The 20775-nt window shown below is 72.6% G+C and carries 19 protein-coding genes; 13 read left to right on the forward strand and 6 right to left on the reverse strand.

Features of this window, described 5'->3' with window-relative positions:
* Nucleotides 1-156: 156 nt before the first annotated feature.
* The 4 genes from OG370_RS01475 (at nucleotide 157) to OG370_RS01490 (ending at nucleotide 5745) form a co-directional block, all read left to right on the forward strand.
* Nucleotides 157-1134 (forward strand): ABC transporter permease, encoded by a 978-nt coding sequence (locus tag OG370_RS01475; protein WP_328459726.1) that lies wholly within the window; start codon nucleotides 157-159, stop codon nucleotides 1132-1134.
* A complete protein-coding gene (locus tag OG370_RS01480; RefSeq protein ID WP_328459728.1) occupies nucleotides 1131-2072 on the forward strand; it encodes a carbohydrate ABC transporter permease in 942 nt (313 codons plus the stop codon). The genes OG370_RS01475 and OG370_RS01480 overlap by 4 nt, the downstream gene beginning before the upstream one ends.
* Nucleotides 2073-2145: 73 nt before the next feature.
* Nucleotides 2146-3771 (forward strand): substrate-binding domain-containing protein, encoded by a 1626-nt coding sequence (locus OG370_RS01485; protein ID WP_328459730.1) that lies wholly within the window; start codon nucleotides 2146-2148, stop codon nucleotides 3769-3771.
* A 156-nt stretch (nucleotides 3772-3927) separates the two neighbouring features.
* Nucleotides 3928-5745, forward strand: coding sequence for a right-handed parallel beta-helix repeat-containing protein (locus OG370_RS01490; protein WP_328459732.1), 1818 nt, complete (start codon nucleotides 3928-3930; stop codon nucleotides 5743-5745).
* 83 nt (nucleotides 5746-5828) lie between these two features.
* On the opposite strand, the gene OG370_RS01495 is transcribed toward OG370_RS01490, so the two are convergent.
* Complete coding sequence (locus tag OG370_RS01495; RefSeq protein ID WP_328459734.1) at nucleotides 5829-6506, reverse strand: TetR-like C-terminal domain-containing protein; 678 nt, start codon at nucleotides 6504-6506, stop codon at nucleotides 5829-5831.
* A 155-nt stretch (nucleotides 6507-6661) separates the two neighbouring features.
* Here OG370_RS01495 and OG370_RS01500 point away from each other — a divergent pair, with 155 nt between their 5' ends.
* The 4 genes from OG370_RS01500 (at nucleotide 6662) to OG370_RS01515 (ending at nucleotide 10332) form a co-directional block, all read left to right on the forward strand.
* Nucleotides 6662-7411 (forward strand): SDR family oxidoreductase, encoded by a 750-nt coding sequence (locus OG370_RS01500; RefSeq protein ID WP_328459736.1) that lies wholly within the window; start codon nucleotides 6662-6664, stop codon nucleotides 7409-7411.
* Nucleotides 7412-7492: 81 nt separating this feature from the next.
* Complete coding sequence (locus OG370_RS01505) at nucleotides 7493-8383, forward strand: SDR family NAD(P)-dependent oxidoreductase (protein ID WP_328459737.1); 891 nt, start codon at nucleotides 7493-7495, stop codon at nucleotides 8381-8383.
* 42 nt (nucleotides 8384-8425) lie between these two features.
* Nucleotides 8426-9325: an alpha/beta hydrolase gene (locus OG370_RS01510; RefSeq protein ID WP_328459738.1), complete on the forward strand. Its 900-nt coding sequence runs from the start codon at nucleotides 8426-8428 to the stop codon at nucleotides 9323-9325.
* Nucleotides 9326-9417: 92 nt separating this feature from the next.
* Nucleotides 9418-10332, forward strand: a complete 915-nt coding sequence (locus OG370_RS01515; protein WP_328459740.1) for an NADP-dependent oxidoreductase — start codon at nucleotides 9418-9420, stop codon at nucleotides 10330-10332.
* Nucleotides 10333-10374: 42 nt separating this feature from the next.
* Here OG370_RS01515 and OG370_RS01520 read toward each other — a convergent pair whose 3' ends face one another.
* The 3 genes from OG370_RS01520 to OG370_RS01530 form a co-directional block, all read right to left on the reverse strand.
* Nucleotides 10375-11190, reverse strand: a complete 816-nt coding sequence (locus OG370_RS01520) for a VOC family protein (protein WP_328459741.1) — start codon at nucleotides 11188-11190, stop codon at nucleotides 10375-10377.
* Between the two features lie 367 nt (nucleotides 11191-11557).
* Nucleotides 11558-12394 (reverse strand): hypothetical protein, encoded by an 837-nt coding sequence (locus OG370_RS01525; RefSeq protein WP_328459743.1) that lies wholly within the window; start codon nucleotides 12392-12394, stop codon nucleotides 11558-11560.
* The gene (locus OG370_RS01530; RefSeq protein ID WP_328459745.1) at nucleotides 12394-13653 is read right to left on the reverse strand and encodes a VWA domain-containing protein; all 1260 of its coding nucleotides are present in this window, start codon (nucleotides 13651-13653) and stop codon (nucleotides 12394-12396) included. The genes OG370_RS01525 and OG370_RS01530 overlap by 1 nt, the downstream gene beginning before the upstream one ends.
* 211 nt (nucleotides 13654-13864) lie before the next feature.
* On the opposite strand from OG370_RS01530, the gene OG370_RS01535 reads away from it, so the two are divergent.
* From OG370_RS01535 to OG370_RS01555, 5 genes are all read left to right on the forward strand, one after another.
* Nucleotides 13865-14593: a DUF4232 domain-containing protein gene (locus OG370_RS01535; RefSeq protein ID WP_328459747.1), complete on the forward strand. Its 729-nt coding sequence runs from the start codon at nucleotides 13865-13867 to the stop codon at nucleotides 14591-14593.
* Nucleotides 14590-15288: a class F sortase gene (locus tag OG370_RS01540; protein ID WP_328459749.1), complete on the forward strand. Its 699-nt coding sequence runs from the start codon at nucleotides 14590-14592 to the stop codon at nucleotides 15286-15288. The genes OG370_RS01535 and OG370_RS01540 overlap by 4 nt, the downstream gene beginning before the upstream one ends.
* A gap of 95 nt (nucleotides 15289-15383) precedes the next feature.
* On the forward strand, nucleotides 15384-15872 hold the full coding sequence (locus OG370_RS01545; RefSeq protein WP_328473707.1) for an RNA polymerase sigma factor: 489 nt from the start codon (nucleotides 15384-15386) through the stop codon (nucleotides 15870-15872).
* Nucleotides 15873-15996: 124 nt separating this feature from the next.
* On the forward strand, nucleotides 15997-16944 hold the full coding sequence (locus OG370_RS01550) for a DUF4232 domain-containing protein (protein WP_328459751.1): 948 nt from the start codon (nucleotides 15997-15999) through the stop codon (nucleotides 16942-16944).
* 552 nt (nucleotides 16945-17496) lie between these two features.
* A complete protein-coding gene (locus OG370_RS01555) occupies nucleotides 17497-18654 on the forward strand; it encodes a PP2C family protein-serine/threonine phosphatase (RefSeq protein WP_443060835.1) in 1158 nt (385 codons plus the stop codon).
* On the opposite strand, the gene OG370_RS01560 is transcribed toward OG370_RS01555, so the two are convergent.
* Nucleotides 18611-19303, reverse strand: coding sequence for a ribonuclease H family protein (locus OG370_RS01560; protein ID WP_328459753.1), 693 nt, complete (start codon nucleotides 19301-19303; stop codon nucleotides 18611-18613). The two genes, OG370_RS01555 and OG370_RS01560, sit on opposite strands and share 44 nt — an antisense overlap.
* 76 nt (nucleotides 19304-19379) lie before the next feature.
* Entirely contained in the window at nucleotides 19380-20747 is a 1368-nt protein-coding gene (locus tag OG370_RS01565) for an NAD(P)/FAD-dependent oxidoreductase (RefSeq protein ID WP_328459755.1), read from the reverse strand.
* Nucleotides 20748-20775: the final 28 nt, after the last annotated feature.

The raw sequence follows: 20775 nt of genomic DNA on the forward strand, positions 1-20775 counted from the left end.
GTGTAGACACTGCTCCCTGGCTGGGGAACGAGCGGTTGCCGACGCAATTTACCTGTTGGAAGCATTGACGTAAGGTAATCCATTGAATTTATATAGCCCCCCTGGCCCTGGTGGTGGCCGGAGACACCCGTCTCTCTAGGAAAGGGCTTTCATGTCATGACGACCCTTGACCAACCGGCCGCTCGGCCGCCCTCGGCAGACGCACCGCCGGGCGACAGCCCGCAGCGGGCGTCCCGTCCACGCCGCCGCCGCGACATGGGCCTGCTCTGGTTCCTGATACCGGGCATCGTCGTACTGCTGCTCTTCCAGTACATCCCGCTGCTCGGCAACGTCATCGCCTTCCAGGACTACCAGCCCTACATCGGCATCATGCACAGCCGGTGGAGCGGCCTGCACAACTTCGACGTCATCTTCAACGGTGACCAGGGGTTCCTCCACGCGCTGGTCAACACGCTCGAACTGACCCTGATCCAGGTCATCTTCGTCTTCCCCGCCCCGGTCCTGCTGGCGCTTGCGCTGAACAGCCTGGTCAGCGACCGGGTCAAGAAGTGGGTGCAGAACGTCCTGTACCTGCCGCACTTCCTGTCCTGGGTGGTCGTCGTCGCGCTCTTCCAGCAGATGCTCGGCAACGACGGCATGCTCAACCTGTTCCTGCGCGCCCACGAGATGGGCAGCTGGAACATCATCGGCAACCCCGACCTGTTCAAGGGGCTGCTCACCTCCCAGGTCATCTGGAAGGACACCGGCTGGGGCACCATCCTCTTCCTGGCCGCGCTCTCCCGCGTCGACAACGACCTCTACGAGGCCGCCGCGATGGACGGCGCCAGCCGCCTGCGCCAGACCTGGCACGTCACCCTGCCCGCGCTGCGCGGCCTGGTGATCCTGCTGCTCATCCTCCGCCTCGGCGACGCGCTGAGCGTGGGCTTCGAGCAGATCCTGCTGCAACAAGGCGGCGTGGGACTGGACCAGAGCGAGGTACTGGACACCTACGTCTACAACAACGGCCTCATCGGCGGGCAGTGGGGCGTCAGCGCCGCGGTCGGCCTGGTCAAGGGCGTCGTCGGAGTCGTACTCGTCCTGGGCGCCAACAAGATCGCCCACTTCTTCGGCGAAGAAGGTGTCTACCAGTCATGACCACGCTCAATCCCAGCCACCCGGTGCGCAGCAGGCCGCGGCGCTCCTACAGCGCCATCCCCGGGGAGTCACCGGGGTCCCCGCCCTGGCGCGTGGCCAAGTCCCTGATCCTGCTGGTCTGCACGGTCCTGGTCCTGCTGCCGTTCCTGGCGATCGTCTCCACCTCGCTCGCGGGCGCCGACCAGGTGAACAAGGCCGGGGGCTATGTGATGTGGCCCCACCACATCACCTTCACCGCGTACCACGCGCTGCTGTCCGGCGGCATGGTCTCCAAGGCGATGCTCGTCAGCGTCGGCGTGACCGTGGTGGGCACCGCGCTGAGCCTGATCTGCTCCATCATGCTCGCCTACGGCCTCAGCCGGCCGGGCTCCTTCGGGCACAAGCCCGTGCTCATGATGCTGCTGATGACCATGCTCTTCGCTCCCGGTGTCATCCCCAGCTATCTGATGATCAAGGAACTGCACCTGATCAACAGCTACTGGTCGCTGATCCTGCCGTCCCTGATCAACGCGTTCAACGTGATCGTACTGCGGTCCTTCTTCATGGGCCTGCCGCGCGAACTCATCGACGCCGCCCGGATCGACGGCGCGTCCGAGCTGTCGATCCTGCGCCGGATCGTGCTGCCCCTGTCGAAGGCGTCCGTGGCCGTCGTGGGCCTGTTCTACGCGGTGACCTACTGGAACGCCTTCTTCAACGCCATGTTGTACATCAACGACGCCTCCAAGTGGCCGCTCCAGCTGGTGCTGCGCACGTACGTCGTCAACAACGCGGCGATCAGCGGCGGGCAGGTCAACACCGCGGCCGGTGCGCCGCTGCCGCCGGCCCAGACCCTGCAGGCGGCGATCCTGGTGCTGTCGATCGTGCCCATCGTGATCGTCTACCCGTTCCTGCAACGGCACATGAACAAGGGCGTGATGGTCGGGGCGGTGAAGGGATGAGCGTTCACCTCCGCGCGGGCCGCGTCCCGGCCCGCCGATCCCCCCACACGTCGCGTACCGAGAGGAGACTGCCGTGACTTCGGCACTCAGCCGTCGGGGTTTCCTGCTCGGAGCCGCCGGCATCACCGCCGGGATGGCGCTGTCCGGCTGCGGCGACGGCGGGCCCGCCATCTCCCAGGCCGCGGCCAACGCCAAGGCGCAGCTTCCGTCGTACATCCCCTACCGGGGGGTGCCGACCACGATGCCCAGCAGCCCGCAGGGCATCACCCCCGGGTACCTGCACTATCCGGCGCAGCCCGTCAAGGCGTTCCCGGAGGGACCGCCCGCCGCGGGTCCGGGCATCGACATCATGACGCTGATCTTCAACCCGGTGCCGCCGCCGGTAGGGCGCAACACCATGTGGAAGGCCCTCGACAAGTCCGTCGGCTGCGACCTGAACTTCCAGATCACCCCGGTCGGCGACTACCCGGACAAGTTCGCCGTGGTCATCGCGGGCGGGGACCTTCCGGACGCGATGCTGATGCTCCTTCAGAGCGCCAACCGCTCGCCGCAGATGCTGTCCATCCTCTTCCAGGACCTCTCCGAGCACCTGTCCGGCGACAACATCCGGGACTACCCCTACCTGGCGAACATCCCCACCGCGTCCTGGGCGCCGTGCGCGATGAACGGCGGCATCTACGCCCTGCCGATGCCCCGCATGCTCTCCGGCGGCCCCAACTACACCCGCCTGGACCTGTTCAGGAAGAAAGGGGTCGACCCGAACCCCACCAGCTGGAAGGAGTTCGCCCAGCTCTGCGAGGACATCACCGACCCCAAGGCGAACCAGTACGCGCTCGGCGACCCCATCACGGCGTTCAACTTCGCGATGCAGAGCCTGCACGGCGCCAACCAGTGGGGGGAGGAGAACGGCAAGTTCACCTGGTACCTGGAGACCGAAGAGGCCAAGCAGTCCCTGGACGCCGTCCGCCGGCTCACCAAGGCGGGCACCCTGCATCCCGACGCCTACAGCGTCACGGGCAAGGTCAAGGACTGGTTCGGCGGCGGGCAGATCGCCATGAACCCCGACGCGCCCAGTTCGTGGAACGACTACTACACGACGTACGCCTCGGCCACCAAGGGCTTCGAACTCGGCGCCATGATCGCGCCGGGCTGGGACGGCGGCGCCCGTGCCCAGTGGCAGGGCTCGGCGAACTACGCCGTGCTCGTCGTCAAGAAGGCCCCCAAGCCGCGCATCAAGCAGATCCTGCGCGCCATGAACGCGCTCGCGGCCCCGTTCGGGACCGACGGCTACCTGCTGCGCAAGTACGGCGTGCAGGGCCCTGACCACACCATGCAGGGCTCCGACCCGATCCTCACCCCGCAGGGCCAGAACGAGGTCACGCTGCCCACGATCTTCGCCACGGACGCGCCGCAGGTCCTCTACTACCCGGCCAAGCCGGAGATCGTGGCCTCCCAGTACGCCTTCCAGAAGGCAGCCGTCCCGATCCTGATGCCCAACCCGGCCGAGCCGCTGTACTCGGAGACCAACGCCAAGAAGTCCGGGCTGCTGCAGACCTCCATCGACGACACCCGCAAGGGCATCATGCAAGGCCGCGTCCCGCTCAGCGAGTGGGACGGCGTGATGAAGGACTGGCGCAAGAACGCCGGCGACCAGATCCGCGCCGAGTACGAGAAGGCGTGGGAGGACTCCCACGCGTGACCCGCTCCCCCGCCGATGACCGTTTCCGGCGGGCGCCGGCCGCCCAGCCACCCCAGACCACCGGTGTGCCACCGGCCCCAGGCGACTCGGGACCGCGCCCGCTCGCGGCCCACCGGTCCTCCCGACCGTCACCGACTCCCCCAAGGTGCGTGACCCATGTATCGAAGAGCGATATCCGCCCCCTGCGGCGCCCTGCTGCTCGCTGCCTGCGCTGTGTTCCTCCTCCCCCACGACGAGGCCCACGCCGGCACCGTCACGACGCATACCCGGCCGCACGCCTCGACGGCCGGCGCGACCACACCGTTCACGACCGTCGAGGCCGAGTCCGGGAAGCTGGGCGGCGGCGCCCGCGTCCGCTCCATCAGCCCCGGCGTGCCGGAGCCGACCGCGGCCTCCCTCGAAACCGAGGCGTCGGGCTACGCGCTGGTCGAACTGAAGGCCACCGGCGACTCGGTGACCCTCACGAACACCAGCGGCATGAGCGCCAACACGCTGGTGGTCCGGGCCTCGATCCCCGACGCGCCGAACGGCGGCGGCATCGACGCGTCGCTGGACCTGTACGTGAACGGCGTGCAGCGCCAGGCGATCCCGCTCAGCTCCAAGCAGGCATGGAACTACCGTGGCGCGACCACCAACCCGGACGACCCGAACGCCGGCGGGATGCCCTACCGCTTCTACAACGAGTTCCCGCTGTGGGTCACGGGCTCGCCCATCCCGGCGGGCAGCACCATCACGCTCAAGAAGGACGCCGCCAACACCGCCGCCGTCTACGACGTCGACTCCGTCGACTTCGAGAACGTCGGAGCCGCGCTGAAGCAGCCGACCAACTCCCTTTCCGTGGTGGACTACGGCGCGGACCCCAAGTTCGGGACCGACTCCACGATCGCCATCCAGAACACCGTGAACGCCGCCAGGACACAGGGCAAGTCGGTGTGGATTCCGCCGGGCAAGTACCTGACGAACAGCCTGGCCGGCACGCCGCTGGACTTCACCGGCGTCAAGGTCCAGGGCGCCGGCATGTGGTACACCACCCTCTACCGCAAGGTCCCGCTCCCCACCCCCGACGGTTGGCGCTCGGAGATCCTGGTGGGTTCGGGCACCACGCTGACCGACGTGCAGATCGACGCCAACGCGGTCTGGCGCCAGGTACGCGGTGACGGCGGTTCGGACTACGGTATCAACGCCAGCGGCGCCGGCGGCTGGCTGGTGGACCGGATCTGGACCCGGCACACCGACGCCAACTGGCTGTCGGGCACCAACGGCGTCATCGAGAACAGCCGGACCGCGGACTCCTACGGCGACGGCTTCAACGTCAACAACAGCAACACCGCCAGCCCGGACAAGCTCGGCAAGAACATCACCGTGCAGAACAACTTCGCCCGCAACACCGGCGACGACTCGTTCGCGACGTACTCCGACGCCGGCACCAGCGGGACCGACCCGCAGGTGGACGGCACGAAGATCCTCAACAACACCGCGATCGCGCCCTGGTGGGCCAACGGCATCCGGATCGCGGGCGGCTCCCACATCCAGGTGAAGAACAACCTGGTCAACAGCGTGTCCTCGAACAACGCCATGGACATCGGGGTGTTCGGCGACACCGGCAACCCCCTGCTGTCCGCCACGGTCCGCGGAAACGTCCTGATCGGCGGTGGCGGCTGGAACGGCGTCCGGCACGGCGTGCACATCGGCTCCCCGGCCGCCACCTCGCTCTTCCCGACCGCCTACACGACCGTCACCATGAGCGACAACATCCTGCGCGGCTCCCTGAACGCGGGCCTGTCCATCGACACGGCCCGCGACCACGTGACGCTCACGAACAACACGATCGACCACCCGGCGAAGCAGGGCATCTGGATCGCCTCCGGTGTCACCGGCACCGGCGTCTTCACCGGCAACACGGTGAAGAACCTCCTCCCGGGCCAGGTCGCGACCCAGAACGACTCACCGACCACGTTCACCGTCACCGGCTGAAATCTTCCGGCCCCCGCCGCCGTCCCCTCCCCCCGTGGGGAAGGGGACGGCGGCACTGTGCGGTGGGCAGGGTCCGTGCCGCCTTACGCGGCCGGGTCCGGGGAATCCGGGTCCGGGTCGGCGGAGTCCGGGTCCGCGGAATCCGGGGCGATGCCCTGGAAGAGGTTGGCGATCAACCGGTCGACGAACTCCGCGGTCAGCGGCTGCGCGGGCAGCAGCAGCCGGTGGTAGACGGCGCCCCAGAGCTGGTCGACGATCGCCTCGAGGTCGACCCCCGCACGGATCTGGCCGGCCTCCCGCGCCCGCGTGAGGCGTGCGACGGCGAGCGCGCGGCGGTGCGCGACGTAGTGCGTGGACAGCGCCTGCGCCAGGTCGGGGTCGCCCTGGGCGGCTCCGATGATCCCGGCGACGACGGCACCGTTGCGGTTCAGCAGGTCGACGAACACCCGCAGTTGCGCGGTCAGGTCGGCCTTGATGTCGCCCGTGTCGGGGAAGGCGAGGGTGGCCTGGAACGCGTTGAAGTAGGCGTCGAAGGCCAGTGCCCCGGGCGACGGCCACCACTTGTAGAGGGTCATCTTGCTGACCCCCGCCCGCGCGGCGACCTTGGAGAAGGTCAGGGCCTGCACCCCGTCGGCGAGCAGGAGCTCGGCCGCCGCGGTGAGCGTCGCGTGGCGGACGTCCTCCGCCCTGCGCCGTCCGCGCCCCGGCTTGAGCGGGCCGGGCTCCTCGGCGCCGCGTCCCTCGGCGTCTGTTCGCTCCATCACGACTGCTCCTCGTCCGGCGTGGCCGGCCTGGTCGACGCGGCCTCGGCACCAACTATATGGACTCTCCGGCCACATGTATATGGACTCGACGTCCACATACTGTTAATGTACTCATCGTCCACAAAGACGAGAGACCCGAGAGAGAGGTCGCCATGACCACATCCGCGCAGACCACCACCCGTGTGGCGCTCGTGACCGGGGGTTCGGGCGGGATCGGCAGCGAGGTCGCGCTCGCGCTGGCCGCCGACGGCATGTCCGTGGTCGTGCACTACTCCGGCAGTGCCGAGCGCGCCGAGAAGGTCGTCGCCGCGATCCAGGAGGCCGGCGGTGCGGCGCTCGCCGTACCCGGCGACGTCGCGGACGAGACCGCGATGACCGCCCTGTTCGACGCCGCCCAGGAGCACTTCGGCGGGGTGGACGTCGTGGTCAACACCGCCGGGATCATGCTGCTCGCCCCGCTGGCGGAGATGGAACTCGACGCCTTCGACCGGATGCACCGGGTCAACGTGCGCGGCACGTTCGTCGTCTCCCAGCTGGCCGCCCGCCGGCTGCGCCCCGGGGGCGCGCTCGTCAACTTCTCCACCTCCATCACCCGGCTCCGGCCGCCGACCTACGGCGCCTACGCGGCGAGCAAAGGCGCGGTCGAGGCGATGACCCTGATCCTCGCCCGCGAGCTGCGGGGCCGGGACGTCACCGTCAACGCCGTGGCCCCCGGGCCCACCGCGACCCCGCTCTTCCTCGAAGGCAAGAGCGCGCAGGCGGTCGACCGGCTCGCCGCCGCCTCACCCCTGGAGCGGCTCGGCACGCCCGTGGACATCGCCCGCGCCGTGGCCTTCCTGGCCGGTCCCGGCGGCCGGTGGATCAACGGGCAGGTGCTGTTCGCCAACGGCGGCATCGCCTGACCCACGGGCGCCGTCCGCCCGCGACCCACACCCACGCACCACCCACCACGCACCACCCACCACCACGACCGGAGAGTCCCCATGTCCACTGTCCTCATCACCGGCGCCGCCACCGGCATCGGCAACCTCACCGCCCGCGCGGCCGCTCGCGCCGGGCACCGCGTCTACGCGACGATGCGCGACCCCGAGGGCCGCAACGCCCCCAGGGCCGGCGACCTGCGCGACGTCGCCGCCGCGGAAGGCGTCGACCTGCGCGTCATCGAACTCGACGTCAGCTCCCAGGAGTCCGCCGACGCCGCCGTGCGCACCGTGCTCGCCGACGGCGGCGGGCTCGACGTGGTCGTCCACAACGCCGGCCACCTGCTGGTCGGTTACGTGGAGGCCTTCACCGCCGAGGAGATCGCCCACCTCGTCGACGTGAACACCCTGGGCGTGCAGCGCCTCAACCGCGCCGCGCTCCCCCACCTGCGCGAGCGCGGCCACGGCACCCTGCTCTACGTCGGCAGCACCATCCCCGTCACCACCCCGCCCTTCCTCGGCCCCTACGTCGTCTCCAAGGCCGCGATGGACGCGCTGGCCCTGGTCACCTCCTACGAGGTCTCCCAGTTCGGCATCGAGACCGTGATCGTCATGCCCGGCGCCTTCACCGAAGGCACCGACCACTTCCCCAAGGCCGGCCGCGCCGCCGACACCGCCGTCGCCGAGGCGTACCGGGTCCTGGACCCGCTGGTCGCCCGCAACGAGGAGGCCACCGCGAGCCTGTTCACCCCGGGCAGCACGGCCGACCCCGTCGTCGTGGCCGAGGAGATCGTCCGCATCCTCGCCCTCCCCTACGGCGAGCGGCCCTTGCGCAGCGTCGTCGACCTCACCCACTCGAAGGTGGAACAGGCCAACGCCGCCGTCACCGAGGCCCGTACCGACTTCGTCCGCCGCATGGGCTTCGGCGAGGTCCTGGAACTGCGCCGGGCCTGACCGCCCCGGCCCCTGCGAACTGCACAAGAGAGCGAGACCCCCATGGCCGAGTCCCCCCTCGCCGCGATCATCGACCTGCTGCGCACCTCCCCGCTCGACATGGGCGGCGACCCGCACACCATGCGCCTCGTCTTCGACGAGATGATGGGCTCCCACCCCGTCCCCGAGGACGTCCGCGCCGTCCCCGGCGAACTCGGCGGCATCCCGACCGTCGACGTCACCACCGGCGGCGCGCCGTCGGGAGCGACGCTGTACTTCCACGGCGGCGGCTACGCCCTCGGGTCCGCCGCGGCAGGCGTCAACCTGGCGGCCGACATCGCTCGCCGCACCGGTACCACCGTCCATTCCGTGGACTACCGCCTCGCGCCGGAGAACCCGTTCCCGGCCGCGGTCGACGACGCGCTGGCGGCCTACCGCGGGCTGCTCGACCGCGGCATACCGGCCGAGGAGATCGCCGTCAGCGGCGAATCCGCCGGTGGAGGACTCGCCGTGGCCCTCCTGGTCGTGATCAAGGAGGCCGGCCTCCCCCGGCCTGCGGTCGCCGCCGTCCTCTCCCCGTGGGCGGACCTCACCCTGGCCGGCCGCAGCCACGTGACCAAGGCCGCCCTCGACCCGGCCCTCACCCGGGAGGGGCTCGCCACCCGCGCCGCCGACTACCTCGCCGGCACCGACCCGCGCAGCCCCCTCGCCAGCCCCCTCTTCGCCGACCTGCGCGGGCTGCCCCCGCTGCTGATCCAGGCCGGCAGCCACGAGGTCCTGCTCGACGACGCCGTCCGGCTGGCCGCGAAGGCCGCCGACGACGACGTGGCGGTCACCCTGCGGACGTTCCCGGGCGCGCCCCACGTCTTCCAGGGCTTCGCCGACATGCTCCCCGAAGGCGCCCGGGCCCTGGACGACGTCGGCGCGTTCGTCCGCGGCCGCCTCGGCCGGCAGGCCGTCTGACGCACCGGCCCGCAGACTGGGACGGCCGCCTGGTCCCAGCACAGGGGGCGTTCCCGCCCCCGCACAGAAGCAGACACAACGAGGAGCGAACCATGCGAGCCGTACGATTCCACCGTTACGGAGGCACCGAGGTGCTCGACGTCGAGGACGTCGAACCGCGAGCCCTCCAACCGCACGACGTGCTGGTCCGGATGCGCGCCGCGGGCATCAACCCGGGCGAGGCGAAGATCCGCAGCGGCGAGCTGCGCGAGCGCCTCCCGGCGACCTTCCCCTCCGGACAGGGCAGCGACCTGGCCGGCACCGTGGTGGGAATCGGCCCCGACGTCACCCGGTGGCAGGTCGGCGACGACGTCCTCGGCTGGTCCTGGGAGCGTTCCAGCCAGGCAGAGTACGTCGCCGTCCCCGAGGACCAGCTCGTCGCCAAGCCCGAGGGCCTGGCCTGGGAGGTCGCGGGCGCCCTGTACGTGTCCGGCTGCACCGCCTACGCGGCCGTCGCCGCCGTCGCCCCTCGACCGGGCGAGACCGTCGTCGTCAGCGCGGCCTCCGGGGGCGTGGGGAGCATCGCCGTCCAACTGGTGCGCCGCGCCGGCGCGGACGTGGTCGCCGTCGCCTCCGCCCGCCACCAGGACTGGCTGGAGGCCCACGACGCCACCGTCGTCCCGTACGGCGAGGGCGTCGCGGAGCGGGTGCGGCAGGCGGCCGGGAAGGCGCCGGACGCGTTCCTCGACTTCTACGGCGGCGACTACGTCCGCCTCGCCGTCGACCTCGGCGTCCCCCCGGACCGGATCAACACCATCGACTACGCGGCGGCCGCCACGTACGGGACCCGGTCGGACGCGAGCGCCGAGGGCACCAAACCCGAGATCCTCGCCGAACTCGCCGGGCTGGCGGCCACCGGGGCCCTGGAGGTCCCGATCAGCGCGGTCCACCCGCTGGCGGAGGTGCGGCAGGCGTTCGATCAGCTCGAACACGCCCACCCGCTCGGCAAGATCGTGCTCGTCCCCTGACCGGCGCCGGACGTCCGGCACGCCCCCGCGAGCCCGCGCGGGTCAGGCCGGCGGCCGGGTGGTGGTGACGGTGAACAGGCCGCCGTCGGGGTCGCGCAGTTCGGCGTAGGCACCGGAGTGCGTGCTGCCCTGGCGGATCAGGGTGCCGCCGAGACCGCGGGCGGCGGCCACGCAGGCGCCGGTGTCCGGGACGGCGAACTGCACGTCCCAGTGCGGCCGCACCGTCGGGTCCGGGTCGGCCTCGACCGCCCCTGAGCTGAGCCGGGCGACCACGGCGCCGCCGCTGCGCACGACGACCTCCTCGTGTTCGTAGTCGACGGTGCAGCCGTCCGGGCTGCCGTCGGCCCACTGCAGGACGCCGCCGTAGAAGATCGCGGCCTCGAAGGCGTCGCGGGTACGCAGCCGGAGCACCACCGGCCCCTGGTCGTGCCAGGTCTCCCAGCCCCTGGGCAGCCGCCCGTCCCACACGCCGAAGACGGCGCCGTCGCGGTCGGCGGCGACCAGGGCGCGGCCGGAGGCGAACGCGACCGGTCCGAGCGCGACGGTCGCGCTGCGCTCGCGGATGCGGCCGGCGGCTTCGTCCACCTGGGGGACGAAGAAGTACGGGGTCCAGCCGACCGCGATCTGGAGGTCGGTGGCGACGGCGCCGATGCCCGCGACCGGGCGGCCGTCGCTGAGGGCGACCGCGAAGTGGTCGCCGAGCGTGGTGTTGCGGAACTCCCAGCCCAGCACGCTGCCGTAGAACTTCTCGGACGCCTGGAGGTCGCGCGCGGTGAGGTTGGCCCAGCAGGGGGCTCCGCGGGGCGCGTCCGCGGCGGGCGCGATGGCGGTGGGCGCTGATGGGTGCTCGCTCGTCACTGTGGTGCCGTTCCGTTTCGGGGACAGGGAACTGCCGGGGGTCGGCCGGGTGCCTCGCGTCGCCTTCCCCGGTATGGCGTGATCATGCCTCGCGGTTCGCCCCGATCCGCTGGTTCCGGGCGGGCCGTGGGACGGCCGGCACCGGACCGGGGCTCGGCCGGAGTGCGGCCGTGTGCAGGACGTTACCGGCTCCGGGCGGTGCGTGACCGATCGGGGTCGGATCGGCGGCCGGCGGTCCGGACCGGGCACGCGCGCGCCCGGGTCCGGGCACGGGTGAGGGCCCGCCGGGACACGGCGGGCCCTCGTGGTGGTTCGGGTGGGCGGCACGGGGCTGACCGGGCGGGATCGACCGGGCCCGCCCCGGGCCTCAGTCGCCGTAGCCGGCGGGCTCCCGCGGCCGGTCCGGGCGGTCGTAGGCCGGCGGGCGGGCGGGCGCGGGCGGCCGCAGCGGGCCGCGCGCCAACCGGTGCGCGCCGAACGCCAGCAGCACCGCCAGCAGCCCGCCGCCCCCGGTCCACAGCCAGCGCGGCGACCACCAGGTGCCGGCCCAGCCGCCCGAGGGGGCGACGCTCGGGCCGTTGGCGGTCACCACCGGCGCCACGGAGCCGTCGACCGCCTGGCTGCCCGCGGTGCCGTCCGAGGTGGCCTCGACCTGGGCCTGCACCGGCTGACCGAGATCGGTCGAGGGCAGGTCGAGGACGGTCACCCGGACGTAGTACGCGCCGCGCAGCGGGTCGTTGGCCCACGGCTCGGACCACGAGCGGATGGTCCGCAGGTGACAGACCAGGTCCACGGAGGCCGCGTCGGCGGCCGCGGTAACGGTCTGGGTGCCGTAGCGGCAGGACTGGTGGCGGCGCAGGCCGTCGTAGACGTCGACCTGCCAGGTGGACGCGCCGTGCCGGGTGGAGGTGGTGGGGAAGGTGACGGTGGCGTGCACGGTGACGTGCTGCCCGGTGTCGGCGGGGAACTGCCAGTACAGGTAGTCGCCGGTGGACGCCTCGGCGGTGGCGTGCACGCCCTGGTCGATGACGGTGGCGGTGCGGAAGTCGGTGCCGGCCTGGGTGGGCGGCGCGTCGGACCCGGTCGCGGTGGGGGTGGGGTCCGGGGTGCCGGAGTCGTCGTCGGCGGCGGCCGGTCCGGTCAGCGCGGTGAGGGCGGCCGCCGCCAGCAAGGTGGCGGCGCCCAGCAGTCGTACGGTGCGCATCAGCGGGTCCTCCCGGTGTTCGTGCGCCAGCGGGCGGCCCAGCCGGTGAGCAGTCCGGCGACGGCGCCGACGGCGGCGAGCAGGCCGAGCAGCCACCAGCCGCGGCCGAGTCCGTAGAAGGCCACGTCGGAGGGCTGGTCCGGGCTGTGCACGAGGTCGATGGACAGCTCGACCGGCAGGCCCGGGGTGGTCTTGACGGAGGCCGGCGCGGAGAAGGAGTTGCCGATCTGGAGGCACACGGTCTCGGCCGGGGTGTCGTCGTCGGCCTTCGGCTTCGGGTAGCGGATGCCGGCCGAGACGGCGTCGGTGCGTCCGGTGCCGCCCTCGTCGTCGCGGACGATCTCCCGCCCGTGCAGGGTGACGCCGCGCAGCAGCACGCCGTAGTCGGCGTTCACCGAGCGGTCGTCGGAGACGGTGGCGGCGGCGCGCAGTTCCTGGCCGGGGCTGACCTCGACGCGGTACCAGCGGTTCTGGGAGAACGTCTCGCGGTCGGTGTACAGGCCGCGCTTGAGTACGGGCGCGGCCGCGCAGGTGTCGGCGCCCTGCACGGCGGTGGGGGTCACCGCGGTGTCGGTGCTGCGGTTGACGAGCTGCTTGACCTTGGTGGTGAGCTGCTGGCGGTGCTGCACGGTGGTGTAGGTGCCGCCGGTGGCCTCGGCGATGCAGCTGAGCTGGCTGCGGGTGTGGGTGTCGGGCACGAGCCCGAGGGTGTCGATGGTGAGGTCCACGCCCTGGGCGGCGATCTGCCGGGCGACGTCGCAGGGGTTGGCCGCGCAGGTGTCCTCGCCGTCGGTGATGAGGACCAGGCGGTGGGTGCCGTCGCCGCCCTTGATGTCGTTCGCGGCCGCGAGCAGGGCCGGGCCGATCGGGGTCCAGCCGGTGGGCTGGAGGGTGGCGACGGCGCTCTTGGCCTGGTCGCGGTTGAGGGCGCCGACGGGGTAGAGCTGCCGGGTGTCCTTGCACCCGGTCTTGCGGTCGTCACCGGGGTAGTTCGCGCCCAGGGTGCGTATGCCGAGCTCGACGCCCTGGGGCGTGGAGTCCAGCACGTCGTCGAACGCCTGCTTCGCAGCGGACATCCGCGACTGCCCGTCGATGTCCTTGGCGCTCATCGAACCGCTGACGTCGAGGACGAGTTCGACCTTGGGGGTGGCCCCCGGCACGGGCTCCCCGGCTTGGGCGGTGGCCGGCAGGAGGCCGCAGGCCAGTGCGGCCATCAGCCCGCAGGCCGAACCGGCGGCCAGTAGCTTTCGGATGATCATCGGTGGATCGTAGTGAAGGGTGGGCCGATTCCCGAAGTCGGCTGGTCAGCAAGGGCGTTGGGCGCAATCGGACGGACTTTGACGTTTCTTTACAACCCGGGCGGCGGCCGGGTCGTCTCTGCTCGCGATTCCGGACGACGGGTTCCGCGAGTCGCCCGGGGAAGCCCCGGGAGGGGCCTGGGAAGACATCCGGGGAGACAAGGAGCAGGACATGCGCAGCAGTTCACTCGCCGCGGGGGCCGCGGTGTTCGCGGTGGCCGCGCTGGGAAGCGTACCGGCGATGGCGTCCTCGCCCGTCGCGGACGCCTCCGGCACCCCGATGTGCGCCACCTCGCAGCTCAGCGCCGCCCTCGGCGGCGGCGACGCGGGCGCCGGGAACCTCTACCGCTACCTGGTGATCACCAACACCAGCGGGACCACCTGTCACCTGACGGGCTACCCGGGCCTGTCGATGCTCGACGCGAGCGGCAAGCAGATCGGCCGGCCCGCCACGCGGGACGCGCGGACGTACTCCGCGGTGGTGCTGAAGCCCGGCGCGTCGGCGAGCGACACCATCCACACCGTCAACCACCAGGGCACGTGCCTGCCGGCGTCCACGAAGCTGAAGGTCTACCCGCCGGGGAACACCGCGTCGCTGACGATCCCGGGGGCGATCACCGACTGCTACAACACCTTCGCGATCACCCCGCTCGCCGCGGGCAAGGGCGGCAACGACGGCGGCACCCCGACGGCCGCCCCGACCGCCGCGCCGTCGGCGGGCACCAGTGGCGGCGCGCAGGTGCCGACGGTGCCCTCCGGCGCCCCCGACACCGGCCTGGCCGAGACCGGTTCGCACGGCGGGAACACCACGGCGCTCGCCGCGACCGGCGCGGGCGTGCTCGCGCTGGGCGGCGCAGGCGTCACGGTGGCGCTGCGCCGCAAGGTGCGGGACAGCCGTTGAGCCGCGCGGCCGGCGTGACCGCCGTACGTGAGGGGGCCGCCGGCCGCCGGACCCGCCGCGGGAGCGCTGTGTGCGCGCTCGCGGCGGGTCTGGCCCTGCTGTGCGGGTGTGCGTCGACCTCGCCCGCGCAGACGCCGTCCGGCGGCGGGTCGGTGGCCCCGACCACTTCCGTGTCGGCGGACGACGGCTCCGGCCCGTCCGCCACCGCGCCCGCCGCGCCCGCGCGGCCGATGGCGCGCTCGGTGCCGTCGCGGCTGCGCATCCCCTCGATCGGCGTCGACACGACCGTCATGGCGCTGGGCCTGGCCGCCGACGGCGAGGTGAAGGTGCCGCCGATCGAGAAGGACGCGCCCGCGGGGTGGTTCGACGGCTCGCCGACCCCGGGCCAGCTCGGCCCCTCGGTGATCCTCGGCCACGTCACCGTCGGGTCGTACGGCGACGGGGTGTTCCTGCGCCTGGACAAGATCCGCAAGGGGGAGACCGTGTCGGTGGTCCGGGCGGACGGCTCGGTGGCGACCTTCGCCGTCGACCGGGTGCAGACCGTCGCCAAGTCGCATTTTCCGACATCCTCCGTCTACGGGAACGTGGACCGCCCCGAACTGCGTCTCATCACGTGCGGTGGGACCCGGATCAGCGGGGGCGGCGGCTACCCGGACAACGTGATCGTCTACGCCTCGCTGGTGTCCGGGTCGTGAACCCGATGGCGCCCGCCGGTCCGGCCGGCCTCACCGGGCCGGTACGGTCGGCTGGGCCCGCCGGGCCGTCACGACGACAAGCGAGGGGAGCGACCATCCGGTCTCAAGAGCGCGCGGCCTCCGAGCTGTTCGCGGCCCTGTACCCGCGGTTGGCGGGCTGGGTGCGCAAGCTGGTGGACGACGACGGGACCGCGCACGAGATCGCCTCCGAGGCGTTCACCAGGCTCTGGGCGCGCTGGACGAAGGTGGAGGAGCCCAGCGGCTTCCTCTACGTGACCGCGGCGAACCTGGTGCGCGACCACTGGCGCAAACTGGAGCGCGAGCGGCGCGCGCTGCGCCGGGTGAAGACGGAGGAAGCGGTGAAGCAGCAGCCGGGGGCGACCGACCCCACGGTGCGGATGCTGGTGCAGTCGCTGCCGGAGCGGCTGCGCGACCCGGCCCTGCTCTACTACTTCGCGGACCTGCCGGTCCGGGAGGTGGCGGCCCTGCTGGGCCGCAGGGAGGGCACCGTCAAGGCCGACCTGCACGCCGCCCGCGAACTGCTGCGCGCCAAGCTCGGGGAGCACCATGACCGGATTTCCTGACGGCCCCGCGGTTCCGGAGGGGTCCGGGCCCCCCGAGGAGTCCGGCACGCCCGGCGCTTCCGGCCCTTCCGGCGCGTCCCGCAACTCCCGTGGCTCCGGCGCTTCCGATGGCCCTGGCGGGCGCGTGGAGCGGGCGAACGGCTTCGACCGCCTCGGCGGCCTCGACGATCCCTCGGACGAGCGGGCCGGCCACGACATCGCCGGCGGTCGCGACGTCGACCGCGACCTCGACGACGGCCCGGGCTCCGGCCGCGACGACGGCACGGACCCCCTGGCGCGGCTGCTGCGGCCCGCGGGCGGCTATCTGTCCGCCCCGCCCGGCACCTTCGAGCGGATCAGGCGCCGGGCCGCACGGCGCCGCAGGGTACGGGCGCTGGCCGGCGGCACCGCGGTCGCCGCGGTCATCGCGGGCGCGCTGTTCATCACCGGAGTGGTCACCCCCGACGGCGACAAGACGATCGGCCCGCCGGCCGACCACTCCCTGGCCAGCAGCGGCCCCGCGCCCTCCGGGCGGCCGACCGCCACGCCCTCCGAGCAGCGGGCCAGCGGCGGGAGCGGCACGCGCACGCCCGCGGCGCCCACCTCGCCCACGCCGTCCGCCGGCGACACCGCCGGCGCGCCCGGCACGGTGTCCACCACGGCCCCGACGACGCCGGACACCAGCCCGCTGTGCACCGCCGCGCAGCTCACCGCGACCCTGGGCGGCAGCGACGCGGGCGCGGGCAACCTCTACCGCTACCTGGTGATCACCAACACCAGCGGGACCACCTGCCGCGTCGCCGGCTACCCGGGCCTGTCGATGCTCGACGCGAACGGCAGGCAGATCGGCCAACCCGCCACCCGCCGGAAGCTGAGCTACTCCCCCGTCGTCCTCAAGCCCGGTGGCAGCGCCAGCGACACCATCCACACGATCAACCAGCAGGGCACCTGCCTGGCCACGTCGGCCCAGCTCAAGATGTACCCGCCGGGCAGCAAGGCGTCGCTGAAGTTCGCCGGGCAGATCACCGACTGCGACGACATGTTCGAGATCACCCCCTTCACCGCGGGCAAGACCGGCAACCCGCCCTCCTGAGCCCCCCGCGGTGTCCCTGCTGCGGCGCGCTCCCGCGAAGGGGCGCGCCGCAGCGGCACGCAGGAGGCCCGCGGCGGCACATGGCGGCTTCGCGTCCACGCGCCCGGTGCGCGAAGCTTTGAAACAGGGCTCAATGCGGTAACGGCACGTGAGGACCGACAGGCCCGCCGGCCGCCCGGGGCCTAACCTGACGGTCGGGGAAGTGAGGTGAGCGAGCTGCGACGATTCCGGGCCGACCGCCGCCCTGCCCGCGAGCGCCCGCAGACCGTGCGGGGCACCCGCCACCCGGCCGGACGCCTGTACGACGACGACCGCGGCGCCGTCGACGAGACCGACCAGGCCGACGACCTCGACGCGACGGACCGCGCCCGCCGTACGGACCAGTTGGCCGCGACGGACGGCCTCGCCACGGACCACGCGGTCGGCGCTGGCGACACGGACCACTTCGGCGATGAGGCGGACGACCTCGACGACTCGGGCAGCAGCCGCCTCCCGGTCGGCCTGGACCGCCCCTCCGCCCCCCTGCCCCTGACGGTGCTGCCGTACGCCGTGATGGCGCTGGTCGCCCTGGTCGACGGGATCGGCGGGCAGAGCGTGGGCCTGCTGCCGCTGGTGGCGCTCGGCCCGGCCTTCGCCGGGCTGGTCGGCTCCTGGGTGCGTACGGCGGTGATCGGCGTGCTGGCGGTGGCCGTGGTCTGCGCGCTGGGCGCGGTGGACGGCCTGTTCGCCGAGCGGCGCGGATTCGCCGCGATCGGCGCCGTCGTCGGGGTGACGGTCGCCGCGGTGATCGCCGCTGTCACCCGGCAGCGGCGCGAGGCGGAGCTGGCCAACGTCCGGTCGATCGCCGAGGTCGCGCAGCGCGTGCTGCTGCGCCCGGTGCCGCGCAGCGCCGGCCATCTGCGGGCCGCCGTGTCGTACACCTCCGCCGTGACCGAGGCTCGGATCGGCGGGGACCTGTACGAGGTGGTGCCCACGCCCGCGGGGGTGCGGGTGATCATCGGCGACGTGCAGGGCAAGGGGCTGGAAGCGGTGGAGACGGCCGCGGTGGTGGTGGGCGCGTTCCGGGAGGCGGCGCACGACGAGAAGACCCTGGAGGGCGTCGGCGAGCGGGTGCAGCGCGCCGCGGACCGCACGCTGCGCGGGGAGAAGTTCGTCACCGCGGTCATGGCGGAGATCGACCCGCGGGGCGGCACCACGCTGCTGAACTTCGGCCACCCGCCGCCGATGGTGGTCCGCCCCGACGGGCGGGTCGACTTCCCCGAGCCGTCGGCGTACTCGCTGCCGCTGGGGCTGAGGATGCGCCAGGACGAGCCGCCGGTGCCGTTCGAGGTGGACTTCCGCCCCGGCGACCAGTTGCTGCTGTACACCGACGGCGTCACCGAGGCCCGTGACGCGTCCGGGGCGTTCTACCCGCTCGGCGAGCGGGCGCACCTGCTCGCCGACGACGACCCGCAGCAGGCCCTGGAGGCACTGCGGGCGGACCTGATCGCCCACGCCAAGGGGCCGCTGCACGACGACGCGGCGATGCTGCTGCTGCGCTACCGGGACCCGAGGGCGCGTCCGGTGCCCGCGGCGACGCCGGACGCCGCTTCCGGTTCCGCCGCGGGTTCGGGTTCCGGCTCGGACCCCGGTTCCGCCGCAGGCCCCGTTTCCGGCCCCGACGGGGTCAGCGGCAGTCCGGGTGGCCCCAGCCGTCCTGGTTCTTCGTGATCGGCTCGCCGGCCGCGTAGGGGCGGCCGCAGCGGCACCGGCCGGGGTACTTCGCCTTCAAGGTGCGCACCGACCCGCCGCCGGCCGGCTCGGCGGCGCCCTTGGTGGCGCGCGGGCCGGACCGCGCGCCGCCCTTGGCGGGCTTGCGGCTGCTCGCGGGCGCGGGCGGCGGCGCCGGGGAACCCTCGGCGCTGCCGGCGGGCTGCTGGGTGACGGCCGCCTGGCTGGCGGCGCGGTCGGCGAAGTCGTTGAGCCGGTCGCCGTCGACCTGGTGCGCGGGCACGTAGCGGAAGTCCACGGTACGGCCGGTGAGCAGGGCGTCGATCCGGACCACCAGCTCCTGGTTGGCCACGGGCTTGCCCGCCGAGTTCTTCCAGCCGTTGCGCTTCCAGCCCGGCAGCCAGGTGGTGACGGCCTTCATCGCGTACTGGGAGTCCATCCGGATCTCCAGCGGTACCGCGGGGTCGGCGACGGTCAACAGCCGTTCCAGGGCGGTGAGTTCGGCGACGTTGTTGGTCGCGGTGCCCAGCGGCCCCGCCTCCCACCTCTCGGGCTCGCCGGAGCCGTCTGCCATGACCCAGGCCCAGCCGGCCGGACCCGGATTTCCTTTGGACGCGCCGTCACAGGCGGCGGTGATGCGGTCTGCCACGCTCCGATCATGCCACCTGGCGAGGGCAGTGCGGACCCCGGCCGGTCCCGGCGCCGTCACACCGCCCTGGCGCCGGTCACTTCTGCTGGAGGTGCGCGGCCTCGGTGTGCTCGCGGACCTGCTCCGGCGTCAGGTACGCGTCGGTGTACTCGAAGTCGCGCAGCGAGGCCGGAGTGCGGGCGAGGAAGCCGGTCCGCACGAAGTCGTCCCCGGCGACCGCGTTGAGCAGCCAGTTCGTCATCACGCGGGTCTTCGCCACATTGGTGCGCAGCGCCGTCCAGTGGTAGCCGCGGGCGACGGCCTGGGCGGGCAGTCCGCGCAGTTCGACCCCGAGCGGCTTGGACACCGCGTCGCGGCCGCCGAGGTCCACGACGAGGCCGAGGTCCTTGTGCAGGTACGGCTGGAGCGGCTGGCCGCGCAGGGACGCGATGACGTTGTCCGCCACCTTGCGGCCCTGGCGCATGGCGTGCTGCGCGGTGGGCGGGCAGACCGCGGTCTCGTCCTCCTTCGTGAGGTCGGGCACGGCGGCGGCGTCGCCGAGGGCGAAGACCCCGGAGCGATCGGGCACCGACAGCTGGGCGCTCACCGCGAGGCGGCCTCGTACCGTCTCCGCGTCGAGCGTGGCGACCAGCGGGCTCGCGACGACGCCCGCGGTCCAGATCAGGGTGCGGCAGGGCAGCACCCGGCCGTCGGTGAAGGTGACCTCCTCCGGCCCGGCCTTGGCGATGGACACGCCGAGCGATATGTCGATGCCGCGGTCCCGGAGGATCTTCTGCGCGCTGAGGCCGAGCTTGTCGCCGAGTTCGGGCATCAGCTTCGGCGCGATGTCGATCAGGTGCCACTTGATCTGGCGCGGGTCCAGCCGCGGGTAGCGGGTCGCCGCGTTGCTGGTGAGGCGCTGCAGGCACGCGGCGGTCTCGGTGCCCGCGTATCCGCCGCCGACCACGACGAACTGCAGCCGCGAGGCGCGCTCGGCCTCGTCGTGGCTGGCGTCGGCGAGGTCCAGTTGCGAGATGACGTGATCGCGGACGAACGCGGCCTCGGCGAGCGTCTTCATGCCCCGCGCGTTGTCCGCCAGCCCGGGGATGTCGAAGGTGCGGGTGACGCTGCCGGGCGCCAGCACGATGTAGTCGTACGGCTCGTCGACGATCTCGCCGGTGATCTTCCGGACCACGCAGACCTTGGCCTTGGTGTCCACGCCGATGGCGCCGCCGGGGATGATCCGGGTCCGGTACTTCTGGCTGCGGCGCAGCGACACCGCGATGGACTGCGGAGTGAGAATGCCGGAGGCAACCTGCGGCAGCAGCGGCAGGTAGAGCTGGTACGAGAACGGCGTCACGAGGGCGACATCCGCCTCGTCCGCGCCCAGTCTGCGCTCCAGCCGCCGTACACACCCCACTCCGGCGAAACCCGCGCCCACCACGAGAATCTTCGGTCGTGCCACGATTACCCTTCCCTTCTGCGGCCCGGCT

Origin of the sequence: Streptomyces sp. NBC_00448 (assembly GCF_036014115.1) — a bacterium.
Lineage (GTDB): Bacteria > Actinomycetota > Actinomycetes > Streptomycetales > Streptomycetaceae > Actinacidiphila.

Excerpts from the sequence above, each read along its gene's own strand:
- OG370_RS01475 (WP_328459726.1), top strand. The coding sequence starts at position 157 with ATGACGACCCTTGACCAACCGGCCGCTCGGCCGCCCTCGGCAGACGCA.
- OG370_RS01480 (WP_328459728.1), top strand. The coding sequence starts at position 1,131 with ATGACCACGCTCAATCCCAGCCACCCGGTGCGCAGCAGGCCGCGGCGC.
- OG370_RS01490 (WP_328459732.1), top strand. The coding sequence starts at position 3,928 with ATGTATCGAAGAGCGATATCCGCCCCCTGCGGCGCCCTGCTGCTCGCT.
- OG370_RS01495 (WP_328459734.1), bottom strand. The coding sequence starts at position 6,506 with ATGGAGCGAACAGACGCCGAGGGACGCGGCGCCGAGGAGCCCGGCCCG.
- OG370_RS01500 (WP_328459736.1), top strand. The coding sequence starts at position 6,662 with ATGACCACATCCGCGCAGACCACCACCCGTGTGGCGCTCGTGACCGGG.
- OG370_RS01505 (WP_328459737.1), top strand. The coding sequence starts at position 7,493 with ATGTCCACTGTCCTCATCACCGGCGCCGCCACCGGCATCGGCAACCTC.
- OG370_RS01510 (WP_328459738.1), top strand. The coding sequence starts at position 8,426 with ATGGCCGAGTCCCCCCTCGCCGCGATCATCGACCTGCTGCGCACCTCC.
- OG370_RS01515 (WP_328459740.1), top strand. The coding sequence starts at position 9,418 with ATGCGAGCCGTACGATTCCACCGTTACGGAGGCACCGAGGTGCTCGAC.
- OG370_RS01525 (WP_328459743.1), bottom strand. The coding sequence starts at position 12,394 with ATGCGCACCGTACGACTGCTGGGCGCCGCCACCTTGCTGGCGGCGGCC.
- OG370_RS01530 (WP_328459745.1), bottom strand. The coding sequence starts at position 13,653 with ATGATCATCCGAAAGCTACTGGCCGCCGGTTCGGCCTGCGGGCTGATG.
- OG370_RS01535 (WP_328459747.1), top strand. The coding sequence starts at position 13,865 with ATGCGCAGCAGTTCACTCGCCGCGGGGGCCGCGGTGTTCGCGGTGGCC.
- OG370_RS01555 (WP_443060835.1), top strand. The coding sequence starts at position 17,497 with ATGGCGCTGGTCGCCCTGGTCGACGGGATCGGCGGGCAGAGCGTGGGC.